11 protein-coding genes are annotated in these 11814 nt (G+C 62.7%); 6 read left to right on the plus strand and 5 right to left on the minus strand.

What is annotated here, in order from left to right:
• Positions 1-38: 38 nt before the first annotated feature.
• Positions 39-1406 carry a DNA repair protein RadA gene (gene radA, locus ACQKPS_RS16720; protein ID WP_060485566.1) on the minus strand — a complete coding sequence of 456 codons (1368 nt, stop codon included), beginning with the start codon at positions 1404-1406 and terminating at the stop codon, positions 39-41.
• Positions 1407-1582: 176 nt separating this feature from the next.
• On the opposite strand from radA, the gene mscL reads away from it, so the two are divergent.
• The gene (mscL, locus tag ACQKPS_RS16725; RefSeq protein ID WP_176507690.1) at positions 1583-2002 is read left to right on the plus strand and encodes a large-conductance mechanosensitive channel protein MscL; all 420 of its coding nucleotides are present in this window, start codon (positions 1583-1585) and stop codon (positions 2000-2002) included.
• A gap of 33 nt (positions 2003-2035) precedes the next feature.
• On the opposite strand, the gene ACQKPS_RS16730 is transcribed toward mscL, so the two are convergent.
• Entirely contained in the window at positions 2036-2812 is a 777-nt protein-coding gene (locus ACQKPS_RS16730; RefSeq protein ID WP_176507689.1) for a ferredoxin--NADP reductase, read from the minus strand.
• Between the two features lie 212 nt (positions 2813-3024).
• Between ACQKPS_RS16730 and ACQKPS_RS16735 the strand changes: the two genes are divergently transcribed.
• On the plus strand, positions 3025-3735 hold the full coding sequence (locus tag ACQKPS_RS16735; protein WP_254481441.1) for an autoinducer binding domain-containing protein: 711 nt from the start codon (positions 3025-3027) through the stop codon (positions 3733-3735).
• 93 nt (positions 3736-3828) lie between these two features.
• Positions 3829-4953: a methyltransferase gene (locus ACQKPS_RS16740; protein WP_427604969.1), complete on the plus strand. Its 1125-nt coding sequence runs from the start codon at positions 3829-3831 to the stop codon at positions 4951-4953.
• 30 nt (positions 4954-4983) lie between these two features.
• On the opposite strand, the gene ACQKPS_RS16745 is transcribed toward ACQKPS_RS16740, so the two are convergent.
• Genes ACQKPS_RS16745 through ACQKPS_RS16755 form a run of 3 tightly spaced genes read right to left on the minus strand, consistent with a single transcriptional unit; the run spans position 4984 to position 7596 of the window.
• Positions 4984-5139 (minus strand): DUF2474 domain-containing protein, encoded by a 156-nt coding sequence (locus tag ACQKPS_RS16745; protein ID WP_016489104.1) that lies wholly within the window; start codon positions 5137-5139, stop codon positions 4984-4986.
• Positions 5140-5148: 9 nt separating this feature from the next.
• Positions 5149-6156: a cytochrome d ubiquinol oxidase subunit II gene (gene cydB / locus ACQKPS_RS16750; protein WP_186601184.1), complete on the minus strand. Its 1008-nt coding sequence runs from the start codon at positions 6154-6156 to the stop codon at positions 5149-5151.
• A 3-nt stretch (positions 6157-6159) separates the two neighbouring features.
• Positions 6160-7596: a cytochrome ubiquinol oxidase subunit I gene (locus ACQKPS_RS16755; protein WP_254481443.1), complete on the minus strand. Its 1437-nt coding sequence runs from the start codon at positions 7594-7596 to the stop codon at positions 6160-6162.
• A 367-nt stretch (positions 7597-7963) separates the two neighbouring features.
• Between ACQKPS_RS16755 and ACQKPS_RS16760 the strand changes: the two genes are divergently transcribed.
• The 3 genes from ACQKPS_RS16760 (at position 7964) to trmA (ending at position 11783) form a co-directional block, all read left to right on the plus strand.
• A complete protein-coding gene (locus ACQKPS_RS16760; protein WP_254481444.1) occupies positions 7964-9184 on the plus strand; it encodes an MFS transporter in 1221 nt (406 codons plus the stop codon).
• A 221-nt stretch (positions 9185-9405) separates the two neighbouring features.
• Complete coding sequence (locus ACQKPS_RS16765) at positions 9406-10701, plus strand: NCS2 family permease (protein ID WP_254481445.1); 1296 nt, start codon at positions 9406-9408, stop codon at positions 10699-10701.
• Entirely contained in the window at positions 10698-11783 is a 1086-nt protein-coding gene (gene trmA, locus ACQKPS_RS16770) for a tRNA (uridine(54)-C5)-methyltransferase TrmA (RefSeq protein WP_254481446.1), read from the plus strand. Before ACQKPS_RS16765 ends, trmA begins: the two co-directional genes overlap by 4 nt.
• Positions 11784-11814 lie beyond the last annotated feature (31 nt).

Raw genomic sequence — 11814 nt, forward strand, 5'->3', positions numbered from 1 at the left:
TTGCCTGTGCCCGCGAAGGGGCCAGTGCAGGTTAAAAATTACTCGAACAAGGCATCCAGCGCCTGCTCCAGACGGGTCACGGCAATCACCTGCAACCCCGCAGGCGGCTCCTTCGGCGCATTACCCTTGGGCACGATGGCGCGCTTGAAGCCATGCTTGGCCGCCTCTTTCAGGCGTTCCTGGCCACTGGGCACCGGCCGCACCTCACCCGACAAGCCGATCTCACCGAACACCAGCAACCCATGGGCCAGCGGCCGGTTGCGCAGGCTGGACATCACCGCTGCGAGCAACGCCAGGTCCGAAGCCGTTTCCAGCACCTTCACGCCACCGACCACGTTGAGGAACACGTCCTGGTCGTGGGTGGGAATACCCCCGTGCCGATGCAGAACCGCCAGCAGCATGGCCAGGCGGTTCTGGTCCAGGCCCAGGGTGACCCGCCGTGGGTTGGCCAGGTGGCTGTCATCGACCAGCGCCTGCACCTCGACCAGCATCGGCCGGGTACCTTCCCAGGTCGCCATTACCACACTGCCGGGCACTTCTTCCTGGGTACGGTTGAGGAAAATTGCCGACGGGTTGGACACCTCTTTCAGGCCACGGTCGGTCATGCCGAACACGCCCAGTTCGTTGACCGCGCCGAAACGGTTCTTCACGGCCCGCAACAGGCGCAGGCGGCCGTCGGACTCACCCTCGAAATACAGCACGGTATCGACCATGTGCTCCAGCACCCGGGGCCCGGCCAGCGAGCCTTCCTTGGTGACATGGCCCACCAGGAAGATCGCCGTACCGCTCTGCTTGGCATAACGCACCAGCAACGCCGTGCTCTCACGCACCTGGGCCACGCCGCCCGGGGCGGACTGCAACTGCTCGGTGAAGATGGTCTGGATCGAGTCGATCACCATGACCCGGGGTTTTTCCACCCGGGCGGTGGCGATGATGGTTTCGATGCAGGTCTCGGTCATTACCTTGAGCTGGTCCTGGGGCAGGCCCAGGCGCCGCGAGCGCATGGCCACCTGCTGCTGCGACTCTTCACCCGTGACGTACAACGCAGGCAGGCCCACGGCGATATTGCACAAGGTCTGCAGGAGAATGGTCGACTTGCCGATCCCCGGATCACCGCCGATCAATACTACCGAGCCATCGACCAGGCCACCGCCGAGCACGCGGTCGAGTTCCGTGCTGCTGGTGGTGAAACGCGGGATCTCTTCGACACTGACTTCGGCCAGGGTCTTGATCTGCGCCTGCTGCCCGGTCCAACCCGCGCGGCCGCTGGGCGCCGCCGCGCCGCCGCTCTCGATCATGGTTTCGACCAGGGTGTTCCAGGCCCCGCAGTCGGCGCATTGGCCGGCCCATTTGGGGAAGGTCGCGCCGCACTCGGTGCAGCCATACAAGCGCTTGGCCTTGGCCATGGGCAGGGTCTCCTGGAAAAAATCGCCATGATAGCCGAGGCCGACGTGTCTCGGACCCGTCGAGATGCGACAAAACTATTCGTTCTAACCGCAGTCACTACCCCTGAAGCCAGCGCATGAAGCGTTCAAGTGGCTTACACTGCGTTAACCTCACCATTTGTTACAAGGAATCAAACATGGGCATGCTCAGTGAGTTCAAGGCCTTCGCGGTCAAAGGTAATGTCGTCGACATGGCGGTCGGTATCATCATCGGCGCGGCCTTTGGCAAGATCGTCTCCTCATTCGTCGGGGATGTGGTCATGCCACCACTGGGGCTGCTGATCGGCGGCGTCGACTTCAGCGATCTGGCGATCACCCTGAAGGCTGCCCAAGGGGATGTGCCGGCGGTGGTGCTGGCGTATGGCAAGTTCATCCAGACCGTGATCGACTTCATCATTGTCGCCTTCGCCATCTTCATGGGCGTGAAGGCGATCAACAAGCTCAAGCGAGAAGAAGCTGCGGCACCAAGCGCCCCGCCGGTACCGACGCCGCAGGAAACCTTGCTGACCGAGATTCGCGACCTGCTCAAGGCACAGAACCAGAACCGGTTGCCGTGAAACAGCTGGGGCCGCATTTGCGGCCCCTTTGCATTACCAGTAGTTCTCCACCGCCACCTGCCCCGGCCGCTTGCTCAGGCTCAGTTGCAGCTCACGCGCCTTGAGCACCTTGCGTGTCTCGTCGATCATGTCCGGGTTGCCGCACAGCATTATCCGCGAATGCTCGGGCGACAGCTCAAGCCCCGCCGCCTTTTCCAGCTCGCCATTTTCGATCAGCGTGGTGATGCGCGCATTCAATGCCCCTGGGTGCTGCTCACGGGTCACCACCGGAATGAACTGCAGCTTGCCTTCGAATTCGGCTAGGTAGTCACGCTGCTCCAGCCCGGCGATGTCGTCTACATAGGCCAGCTCTTTCGCCTCGCGCACCGAATACACCAGCTTGATGTTGTCGAAGCGTTCCCAGGCTTCGAAGTCCTGCAGGATCGACATGAACGGCGCGATGCCGGTGCCGGTCGCCAGCAACCACAGGTCTCGGCCACCGACGAAGCGATCAAGGGTCAGGAAGCCGAACGCCTGACGGTCGATCAACAAGGTATCGCCCTGGCCCAGGCGGCTCAGTTCGCTGGTGAATTCGCCACCCGGCACCACGATTGAAAAGAAGTCGAGGTATTCGTCATGGGGGGCACTGACCATCGAATAGGCACGCCAGACCACGCTGCCATCGGCCTTGGTTACGCCCAGCCGGGCAAACTGGCCAGCGCGGAAGCGAAACCCAGGATCGCGTGTAACCCTCAGGCTGAACAGGTTCGGCGTCAGCGGCTGGACGTCGAGCAGGGTCTGGCGGGTAAATTTCTCGGCACTGGCGGTCATGTCGGGCTCCGTGTAAGGCGTGCGCCCAGTGTCGCGCAAAGCGGCCTTGATAAAAACCGCCGGAATGTAAGGGCACAACAGGGGATCGCGTCAACGCTGATGAAAAATGCGGCTTCTATAACAAAAAAACCCAACACATCAGTCGGACTTTTCCTACAATCCTTCCGGTATGCATACGGTATGGACAAACAACATCCAACGGAGTGTGACAGATGCTTCAATGGAATCATGAGCATCTCCATCAGCTGATCAGCGAAAGCACACCGCAAAAGGTTTTCGACCTCGCTGTGCACCTGGCGCAAGACCTGGACATGGCGTTTCTTGGGCTGAAAATTCGCATTCAACTGGCAGCACAATCGCCACGGCTGTACCTCTACAGTAACTATCCAATCGCGTGGATCGAGCGCTACCAGCGTGACGACTTCTACAAACGGGACGCAGCGGCGATCCGAAGCCACACCTCGACCATGCCGGTGATGTGGTCCGACGAGCTGTACTGCGAAGTACCCGACTTCCGCGAGCAAGCTTGCGCACACGGGCTACGCCATGGCTGGACGCAATCCTTGCACGACCTTCAGCATAACGAGAGCCAGGTCAGCATCTGCAGGCCTAGCAAAGAAGTTAACATTACCGAGCTGTACGACAAATCCTGCAAGGTGCAGTGGCTGTGCCACACCCTGCACGCAATCATCAGCGAATATCACCTGGCCAAGCTCAGCGCCCCGCTGAAGATGAGCGAGCGCGAAATCGAAGTGCTCAAGTGGTCGGCCGCCGGCAAAACCGCCGCCGACGTAGCCTGCATCCTGTCGCTGTCGCAGAGTACGGTGAACTTCCATATCCGCAGCGTGATCACCAAGACCAACGCTGCCAACAAGGCCGGTGCCATCGCTATCGCCATGATGCGCGGCCTGATCGAACAGTAGCCAGGCCTGCGGCCTCGGACAAAGCCCTGTAGAATCGCGTACCAAAGCTCGTGGCGGACTGCCATGGGCAGATCCGTACCCGAGCCAGACGCCATGCCCCTGTTGACCACCCCCTACGCCGAACTCGACCTGATCCGCCAGCCGGACCAGGCCAACGACCCGCTGCAGGCCTTCGATGCCGCTGATGAATACCTGCTCGAGCAGCTGCATGCCCAGGGCCTGGACGTTGGCAGCCGGGTACTGGTGCTCAACGACAGCTTCGGCGCCCTGGCGGCCAGCCTGGTCGACCATCTGCAGGTGGTCAGCAGCGGCGACTCGCACTTGGCGCACATGGCCCTGGAGAAAAACCTGGCGCGCAATGGCAAGGCGTTCGACAGCGTACCCTTCGTGCCGGCCAGCGAGCACTGGCAAGGCCCGTTCGACCGCGTGCTGGTGCGCGTGCCGAAAACCCTCGCACTGCTTGAAGAACAACTGATCCGCCTGCAAGGCCACCTGGCACCCGGCGCCCAGGTGATTGCCGGTGCCATGATCAAGCACCTGCCGCGGGCGGCCGGTGACCTGTTGGAAAAGTACATCGGCCCGGTACAGGCTTCACTGGCGCAGAAAAAGGCCCGCCTGTTGACCGCCACGGTCGCCGGGCGCCCTACCGCGACCTCGCCCTACCCGACCCGCTACACGCTCGACAAACCGGCACTGGAACTGCTCAACCATGCCAATGTGTTCTGCCGCGAGGGCCTGGATATCGGCACACGCGCCTTCCTGCCCCACCTGCCCCGTGGCCTGGGCAACGCCCGCGTAGCCGACCTGGGCTGCGGTAACGGCGTGCTGGCGATTGCCAGCGCGCTGGCAAATCCTGATGCGCAGTACACCCTGGTCGATGAGTCGTACATGGCAGTGCAGTCGGCGCTGGAGAACTGGCAGGCTGCTTTGGGTGAGCGGCCAGTCACGATCATGCCGGGGGACGGCCTGGCGGGCGTTGAAAAACAATCGCTGGATGTAGTGCTGTGCAACCCACCCTTCCACCAGCAGCAGGTTGTCGGTGACTTCCTCGCCTGGCGCATGTTCCAGCAGGCGCGCGAGGCGCTGGTGGTGGGCGGCGCGCTGTACATCGTAGGCAACCGCCATCTGGGCTATCACAGCAAGCTGGCGCGGTTGTTCCGCGGCGTCGAGCAAGTCGCTGCGACACCGAAGTTCGTGGTCCTCAAGGCGCGCAAATAAAAGCAGGGGCGCCTGGCGCGCCCCCTGCACTCAATGGGTAGTCAGGCCTGCGGCCCCCATGAACAGCCGCATCACCCAGGCGGCCACGCCCAGCGCAGCCACGCTCATTGCCCAGATCAGCACCAGCCAGCCCAGCCGCTGCCACAGAGGTTTCTTCTCTTCCAGGCCATGTTTACCGGTCATCATGCGGCCCTCCTAGTGATAGCCGTCTTCATGGGTCACCTTGCCGCGGAACACGTAGTAGCTCCAGAAGGTATACATGAGGATGAACGGCAGGATGAACAGCGTGCCCACCAGCATGAAACCTTGGCTCTGCGGTGGCGCGGCGGCATCCCAGATCGAGATCGACGGCGGGATGATGTTCGGCCACAGGCTGATGCCCAGCCCGCTGTAACCCAGGAAGATCAACACCAGGGTCAGCAGGAATGGCGTGTAGTGCGCATTGCGCGCCACCGCCTTGAGCAGGCCGTAAAAGGTCACCAGCACCAGCAACGGCACCGGCATGAACCAGAACAGGTTGGGCATGCTGAACCAGCGGTCGGCAATCTGTGGATACGCGATCGGGGTCCACAGGCTGACGATGCCGATCACCGCCAGCAGCACCAGCGCCAGAGGCCGTGCGAGGTCGTGCATTCGCGTTTGCAGATCGCCCTCGGTCTTCATGATCAGCCAGGTACAGCCCAGCAGGGTGTAGGCGACGATCAAGCCAAGGCCGCAGAACAGGCTGAACGGTGTCAGCCAGTCGAGGGTGCCACCGGCGAAATGCCGGTCGACCACCTTGAAGCCTTCGAGGAAGGCTCCCAGGGCCACGCCCTGGAAGAACGTCGCGACCAGCGAGCCGCCGATGAACGCCTTGTCCCAGATATGACGCTTCTCGGCCGTCGCCTTGAAGCGAAACTCGAACGCCACACCGCGGAAGATCAAGCCGATCAGCATCAGGATCAGTGGCAAGTACAGCGCCTCGAGCACCACCGCATAGGCCATCGGGAACGCCCCGAACAAACCGGCACCGCCCAGCACCAGCCAGGTTTCGTTGCCGTCCCACACGGGGGCAACGGTATTCATCATCACGTCACGGTCACGCTCGCCCTTGACGAAGGGGAAAAGCATGCCGATCCCCAGATCGAAGCCGTCCATCACCACGTACATCATGACGCCAAAGATGATGATCACGGCCCAGATCAGCGAAAGGTCGATACCCATGGCTCAGTTCCCCTTGCTCAGGTTGGCGGAGACGGCATCGCTGCCCTCGTCGGCGGCCGACAACGGCCGCGCCGGGGTACGTTTCTGGCCAGGGCCACCCGGCCGCTGATCGTCGCCTTCGCCGGTATGAGGCCCTTTGCGGACCAAACGCATCATGTAGGCGAAGCCTGTACCGAACAGCGCGAAATACACCACTACGAACGCGATCAAGGTAAACCCGAGCTGGGCGTAGCTGTGGTTGGAAACACCGTCGGCAGTGCGCATCAGGCCGTAGACCACCCACGGCTGGCGCCCCACCTCGGTAGTGATCCAGCCTGCCAGGATGGCCAGCAGGCCGGAGGGCCCCATCCACATCACGAAATGCAGGAACGGGCGTGAGCTGTAGAGCTTGCCCCCCCTGCGCAACAGCAGGCTCCAAAGCCCTGCGGCAATCATCAACAGGCCCATGGCGACCATGACCCTGAACGACCAGAAGATAATGGTCGAATTGGGCCTGTCCTCGGCAGGGAATTCCTTCATCGCAGGGACTTGCTTGTCCAGGCTATGGGTCAGAATCAGGCTGCCGAGCACCGGGATCTCGATCTTGAAATGAGTGGTTTCGGTTTTCATGTCGGGAATACCGAACAGGATCAGCGGGGTCGGCTCACCCGGTTGGTTTTCCCAGTGGCCCTCGATGGCTGCAATCTTGACCGGCTGGTGCTTGAGCGTGTTCAGGCCATGGAAGTCGCCGATCACCGCCTGCACCGGCGCTACGATCAGGGCCATCCACATGGCCATCGACAACATCTTGCGCACGGCAGGGTTGTCCCTCCCACGCAGCAAGTGCCAGGCCGCCGAGGCACCGACGAAAAAGGCCGTGGCGACGAACGCAGCCGTGGCCATGTGCATCAGGCGGAAGGGGAATGATGGGTTGAAGACAATCGCGAACCAGTCCATCGGCACAACCCTGCCATCGACGATCGCGTGGCCCTGCGGGGTGTGCATCCAGCTGTTCGAGGCAAGGATCCAGAAGGTCGACACCAGCGTGCCCAGCGCCACCATGCACGTGGAAAAGAAATGCAGGCCACGCCCGACACGGTTCCAGCCGAACAGCATGACGCCCAGAAAGCCTGCCTCGAGGAAGAATGCCGTCAGCACTTCATAAGTCAGCAAGGGGCCGGTTACTGAACCTGCGAATTCCGAGAAGCGGCTCCAGTTGGTGCCGAACTGGTAGGCCATGACCAACCCGGAGACCACGCCCATGCCGAAGTTGACAGCGAAGATCTTCGACCAGAAGTGATAGAGATCACGGTAGACCTGCTTGTCGGTCCGCAGCCAGAGGCCTTCGAGAACCGCCAGGTAGCTCGCCAGGCCAATGGTGATGGCCGGGAACAGGATGTGGAACGACACGGTAAAGGCAAACTGCATTCGGGCGAGCTCTAAGGCTTCTATTCCGAACATGGTGCTTCCTCTTCAGATAATCCGGCGTCTGGGCTTGTGGCCCCGTCGCCCACTGCCCCCACGGTAGTCGAGTGCGGCGTCTTGGAATTGTTCTGTTCGATCGCAGGGATTCCGGCCCGAAGGCCAATTCGTTGCCCGTTCAATGCCCATTTGTTGCAAAAGCAACGATTGATCCAGATCAACGACTGCTAGAAAGCATAGTCCCGAATGGCCCGCTGGGCCGTGCGGTTGTTTGCCGCGTGACCGGTTGCCCCACCCCCTTCCGCGAGACATAGAAAAGTGCCGATCACGGCAAACAGTAACCGGTTGTTACAAACAGATGATACGCTGCGAGCCCCTCTACTGCGCCGAGACCAACAGGTTCCCGATGTCCGATTCCGCACCGCAGTTATTGCGTCATCACCGCCCTTTCATCGCCTTCTGGCTGGCCCGGGTGTTCACCGCCAGTGGCTTCCAGATGCTCACCGTGGCCATTGGCTGGCATCTCTACCAGCTGACCGGCAATGTGCTCGACCTGGGCCTGGTCGGCCTGGTCGAATTCGCTCCCCGGGTGCTGTTCATGCTGCATACCGGGCATGTCGCCGACCGCTATGACCGGCGCAAGGTGGCGGCGCTGTGCCAGACCTTGCAGGGGCTGATCGCCCTGGCGCTGGCAGTGGGCAGTGCCACCGACAGTGTCAGCCGCGAACTGATCTTCGCCCTGGCCTTCCTGCTCGGTGCCACCCGTTCATTCGAGATGCCGGCGACCCAGGCGCTGCTACCCAACGTCGTGCCGTCGGGGCTGTTCCCGCGGGCGGTAGCCGCCTCCGCCTCGGCGACCCAGGCGGCTACCATCGTCGCCCCGGCCGTGGGCGGCTTCCTGTACGCGTTCGGCAGCATCTGGGTGTACGGCCCGACCGTTGCCCTGTATGCCATCGCCTGCCTGCTCATGCTCAGCCTCGACTCGCGCCAGCAAGTGCCTCAGCGCGGCCGCGCCAGTATTGAATCGCTGATGGCCGGGATCCGCTTCATCCGCAGCCGCCCGGACATCCTCGGGGCCATTTCGCTGGACCTGTTCGCCGTGCTGCTGGGTGGCGCCACCGCCCTGCTGCCGGTATTTGCCAAGGACATCCTGCTCACCGGCCCGTGGGGCCTGGGCTTGCTGCGCTCCGCCCCTGCGGTCGGGGCATTGTTGATGTCGCTGTGGCTGGCGCGGTTCCCGGTCGAGCGCAAAGTCGGGCGCACCATGTTCACTGCAGTCGGGCTGTTCGGCGTGGCCACCATCGCCTTTGGCCTATCGACCTCGTTCTGGTTCTCGCTGGCGGTGCTGGTGGTGCTCGGCGCGGCGGACATGATCAGCATGGTGATCCGCGGCGCCTTCGTGCAGCTGGAGACGCCAGACGAGATGCGCGGGCGAGTGAGTGCGGTGAACGGGTTGTTCATCGGCGCTTCGAACCAGCTGGGTGAGTTCGAGTCCGGGGTGACGGCGCACTGGTTTGGCACAGTGCCGGCGGTGGTGCTGGGTGGGGTGGGAACGCTGGTGGTGACCGGGGTGTGGATAAAACTGTTCCCCACACTGGCCAAGCGCGATCGGTTGCACAACGGATGATTGGTTGCCTGTTCTGGCCTCTTCGCGGCGTCGAACCGCCGCGAAGAGCCAGCACAGGCTAAAAAGCACCCATTCCCCAACGGCCATAGGCCCCTGCCGAGCATGCTGGTATGATGCGCGGCTTTTTTCCGCCCCACACAAAACCACGGCATCGGCTTCGGTCTGTGCTTTGCTGATGGGGTCGATACATTCACGGCGCGAGGGCGCCCTGGGGAGCGGGCATGCTGGAAAGGCTGTTTCAACTAAAAGCACACAACACCAATGTGCGCACCGAGATTCTTGCGGGCGTCACGACCTTCCTGGCCATGGCCTACATTCTGTTCGTCAACCCGAGCATCCTCGGTGAGACCGGCATGGACAAGGGCGCGATCTTCGTCGCCACCTGCCTGGCGGCCGCCATCGGCTCGACCACCATGGGCCTGATTGCCAACTACCCGATCGCCCTGGCGCCGGGCATGGGCCTGAACGCGTTCTTCACCTACACGGTGGTCCTGCACATGGGCCACACCTGGCAGGTGGCACTCGGCGCGGTGTTTCTCTCGGCGGTGATGTTCTTCCTGTTGTCGATCTTCCGCATCCGCGAATGGATCGTTAACAGCATCCCGCTGCCGCTGCGCTCGGCGATTGCTGCAGGTATCGGCCTGTTCCTGGCGTTCATCGCCCTGCATAATGCCGGCATCGTCGTCGATAACCCAGCGACCCTGGTTGGCCTGGGTGACCTCAAGCAGCCGGCGCCTATCCTCGCAACCCTGGGTTTCTTCCTGATCGTCGGCCTCGAGTCGCTGAAGGTTCGTGGCGCAGTGCTGATCGGCATCCTGGCCGTGACCATCGCTTCGATCCTGATGGGTGTGACACCGTTCGGTGGCGTGGTCTCGATGCCGCCATCACTGGCGCCGACCTTCCTCCAGCTGGACATCAAAGGCGCCCTCGACGTGGGCCTGGTCAGCGTGATCTTCGCCTTCCTGTTCGTCGACCTGTTCGACAACTCGGGCACACTGATCGGTGTGGCCAAGCGCGCCGGCCTGATGGGCAAGGACGGCCACATGCCAAAGATGGGCCGTGCCCTGATCGCCGACAGCACCGCCGCCATGGCAGGCTCCCTGCTGGGAACCTCGACCACCACCAGCTACATCGAATCCGCCGCAGGCGTGAGCGCCGGGGGCCGCACCGGCCTGACTGCGATCGTCGTCGCCATCCTGTTCCTGCTGGCGCTGTTCTTCGCGCCGCTGGCCGGTAGCGTGCCGGCCTTTGCCACGGCACCGGCGCTGTTGTTCGTCGCCGTGCTGATGGCCTCGGGCCTGGCAGAAATCAATTGGGACGACATCACCGAGGCCGCGCCCGTGGTGGTGACCGCCCTGGCCATGCCACTGACCTACTCGATCGCCAACGGCATCGCCTTCGGTTTCATCTCCTGGACCGCCGTCAAGCTGATCTCCGGCCGCCGCCGCGACCTGAACCCGGCCTTGGTGATCCTTTCCATCCTGTTCGTCATCAAGCTGGGCTGGTTCAACGCATGAGTGCTGTCTTCGATCCTTCCGCCTACGACACCCAGCTGGAGGGCAAGGTCGCCCGCCTGCGCACGCTGCTGGCGCCCTTCGGCGCGCCGGAACCGGCCGTTTTCGACTCACCGCGCGAGCATTACCGCTTGCGCGCCGAGTTCCGCCTGTGGCGTGAAGATGGCCAGCGCCACTACGCGATGTTCGCCCCTGGCGACAAGCACAAGGCGATTCTGATCGACGACTTCCCCATCGCCAGCCAGCGCATCAATGAGCTGATGCCGCGCCTGAAGGCCGCCTGGCAGGCCAGCGAGGCATTGGGCAATCGCTTGTTCCAGGTGGAGTTCCTCACCACGCTGGCCGGCGATGCCATGATCACGATGTGCTACCACCGCCCGCTGGACGAGGCCTGGGAAGTGGCTGCCCGGCAGTTGGCCGAAGACCTCGGCGTGAGCGTGATCGGCCGTTCGAAGGGCAAACGGCTGGTGATTGGCCGCGACTATGCAGTGGAAAAACTGGATGTCGCCGGTCGCGTCTTCAGCTACCGCCAACCGGAAGGCGCGTTCACCCAGCCCAACGGCGCGGTGAACCAGAAGATGCTGAGCTGGGCGTTCGAGGCCATCGGCGAGCGTGAAGACGACTTGCTGGAGCTGTATTGCGGCAACGGCAACTTTACCCTGCCGCTGGCCACCCGCGTGCGCCAGGTGCTGGCCACCGAGATCAGCAAGACTTCGGTCAATGCCGCGCTGAGCAACCTCGACGAGAACGCTGTGGATAACGTGCGGCTGGTGCGCCTGTCGGCAGAAGAGCTGACCCAGGCGCTGAACGAGGTGCGGCCGTTCCGCCGGCTGGAAGGGATCGACCTGAAAAGCTACGCGTTCGGCACCGTGTTCGTCGACCCGCCCCGTGCAGGGATGGACCCGGACACTTGCGAGCTGACCCGGCGTTTTGAAAGGATTCTGTACATCTCGTGCAATCCAGAGACGCTGGCGGCGAACATTGCCCAGTTGCAGGACACGCACCGCATCGAGCGTTGTGCGTTGTTTGACCAGTTCCCGTATACGCACCACATGGAAAGTGGCGTCCTGCTGGTTCGGCGCTGACTTTCAGACTGCCGGGGCCGCTTTGCGGCCC

Origin of the sequence: Pseudomonas sp. NPDC086566, from assembly GCF_050280885.1 — a bacterium.
GTDB classification, from domain to species: Bacteria; Pseudomonadota; Gammaproteobacteria; order Pseudomonadales; family Pseudomonadaceae; genus Aquipseudomonas; species Aquipseudomonas vlassakiae.

Coding starts and splice junctions, on each gene's coding strand:
- ACQKPS_RS16730 (WP_176507689.1), bottom strand. CDS start 2,812: ATGACCGCCAGTGCCGAGAAATTTACCCGCCAGACCCTGCTCGACGTC.
- ACQKPS_RS16740 (WP_427604969.1), top strand. CDS start 3,829: ATGCCCCTGTTGACCACCCCCTACGCCGAACTCGACCTGATCCGCCAG.
- ACQKPS_RS16755 (WP_254481443.1), bottom strand. CDS start 7,596: ATGTTCGGAATAGAAGCCTTAGAGCTCGCCCGAATGCAGTTTGCCTTT.
- ACQKPS_RS16735 (WP_254481441.1), top strand. CDS start 3,025: ATGCTTCAATGGAATCATGAGCATCTCCATCAGCTGATCAGCGAAAGC.
- radA (WP_060485566.1), bottom strand. CDS start 1,406: ATGGCCAAGGCCAAGCGCTTGTATGGCTGCACCGAGTGCGGCGCGACC.
- ACQKPS_RS16765 (WP_254481445.1), top strand. CDS start 9,406: ATGCTGGAAAGGCTGTTTCAACTAAAAGCACACAACACCAATGTGCGC.
- cydB (WP_186601184.1), bottom strand. CDS start 6,156: ATGGGTATCGACCTTTCGCTGATCTGGGCCGTGATCATCATCTTTGGC.
- ACQKPS_RS16760 (WP_254481444.1), top strand. CDS start 7,964: ATGTCCGATTCCGCACCGCAGTTATTGCGTCATCACCGCCCTTTCATC.
- ACQKPS_RS16745 (WP_016489104.1), bottom strand. CDS start 5,139: ATGATGACCGGTAAACATGGCCTGGAAGAGAAGAAACCTCTGTGGCAG.
- mscL (WP_176507690.1), top strand. CDS start 1,583: ATGGGCATGCTCAGTGAGTTCAAGGCCTTCGCGGTCAAAGGTAATGTC.
- trmA (WP_254481446.1), top strand. CDS start 10,698: ATGAGTGCTGTCTTCGATCCTTCCGCCTACGACACCCAGCTGGAGGGC.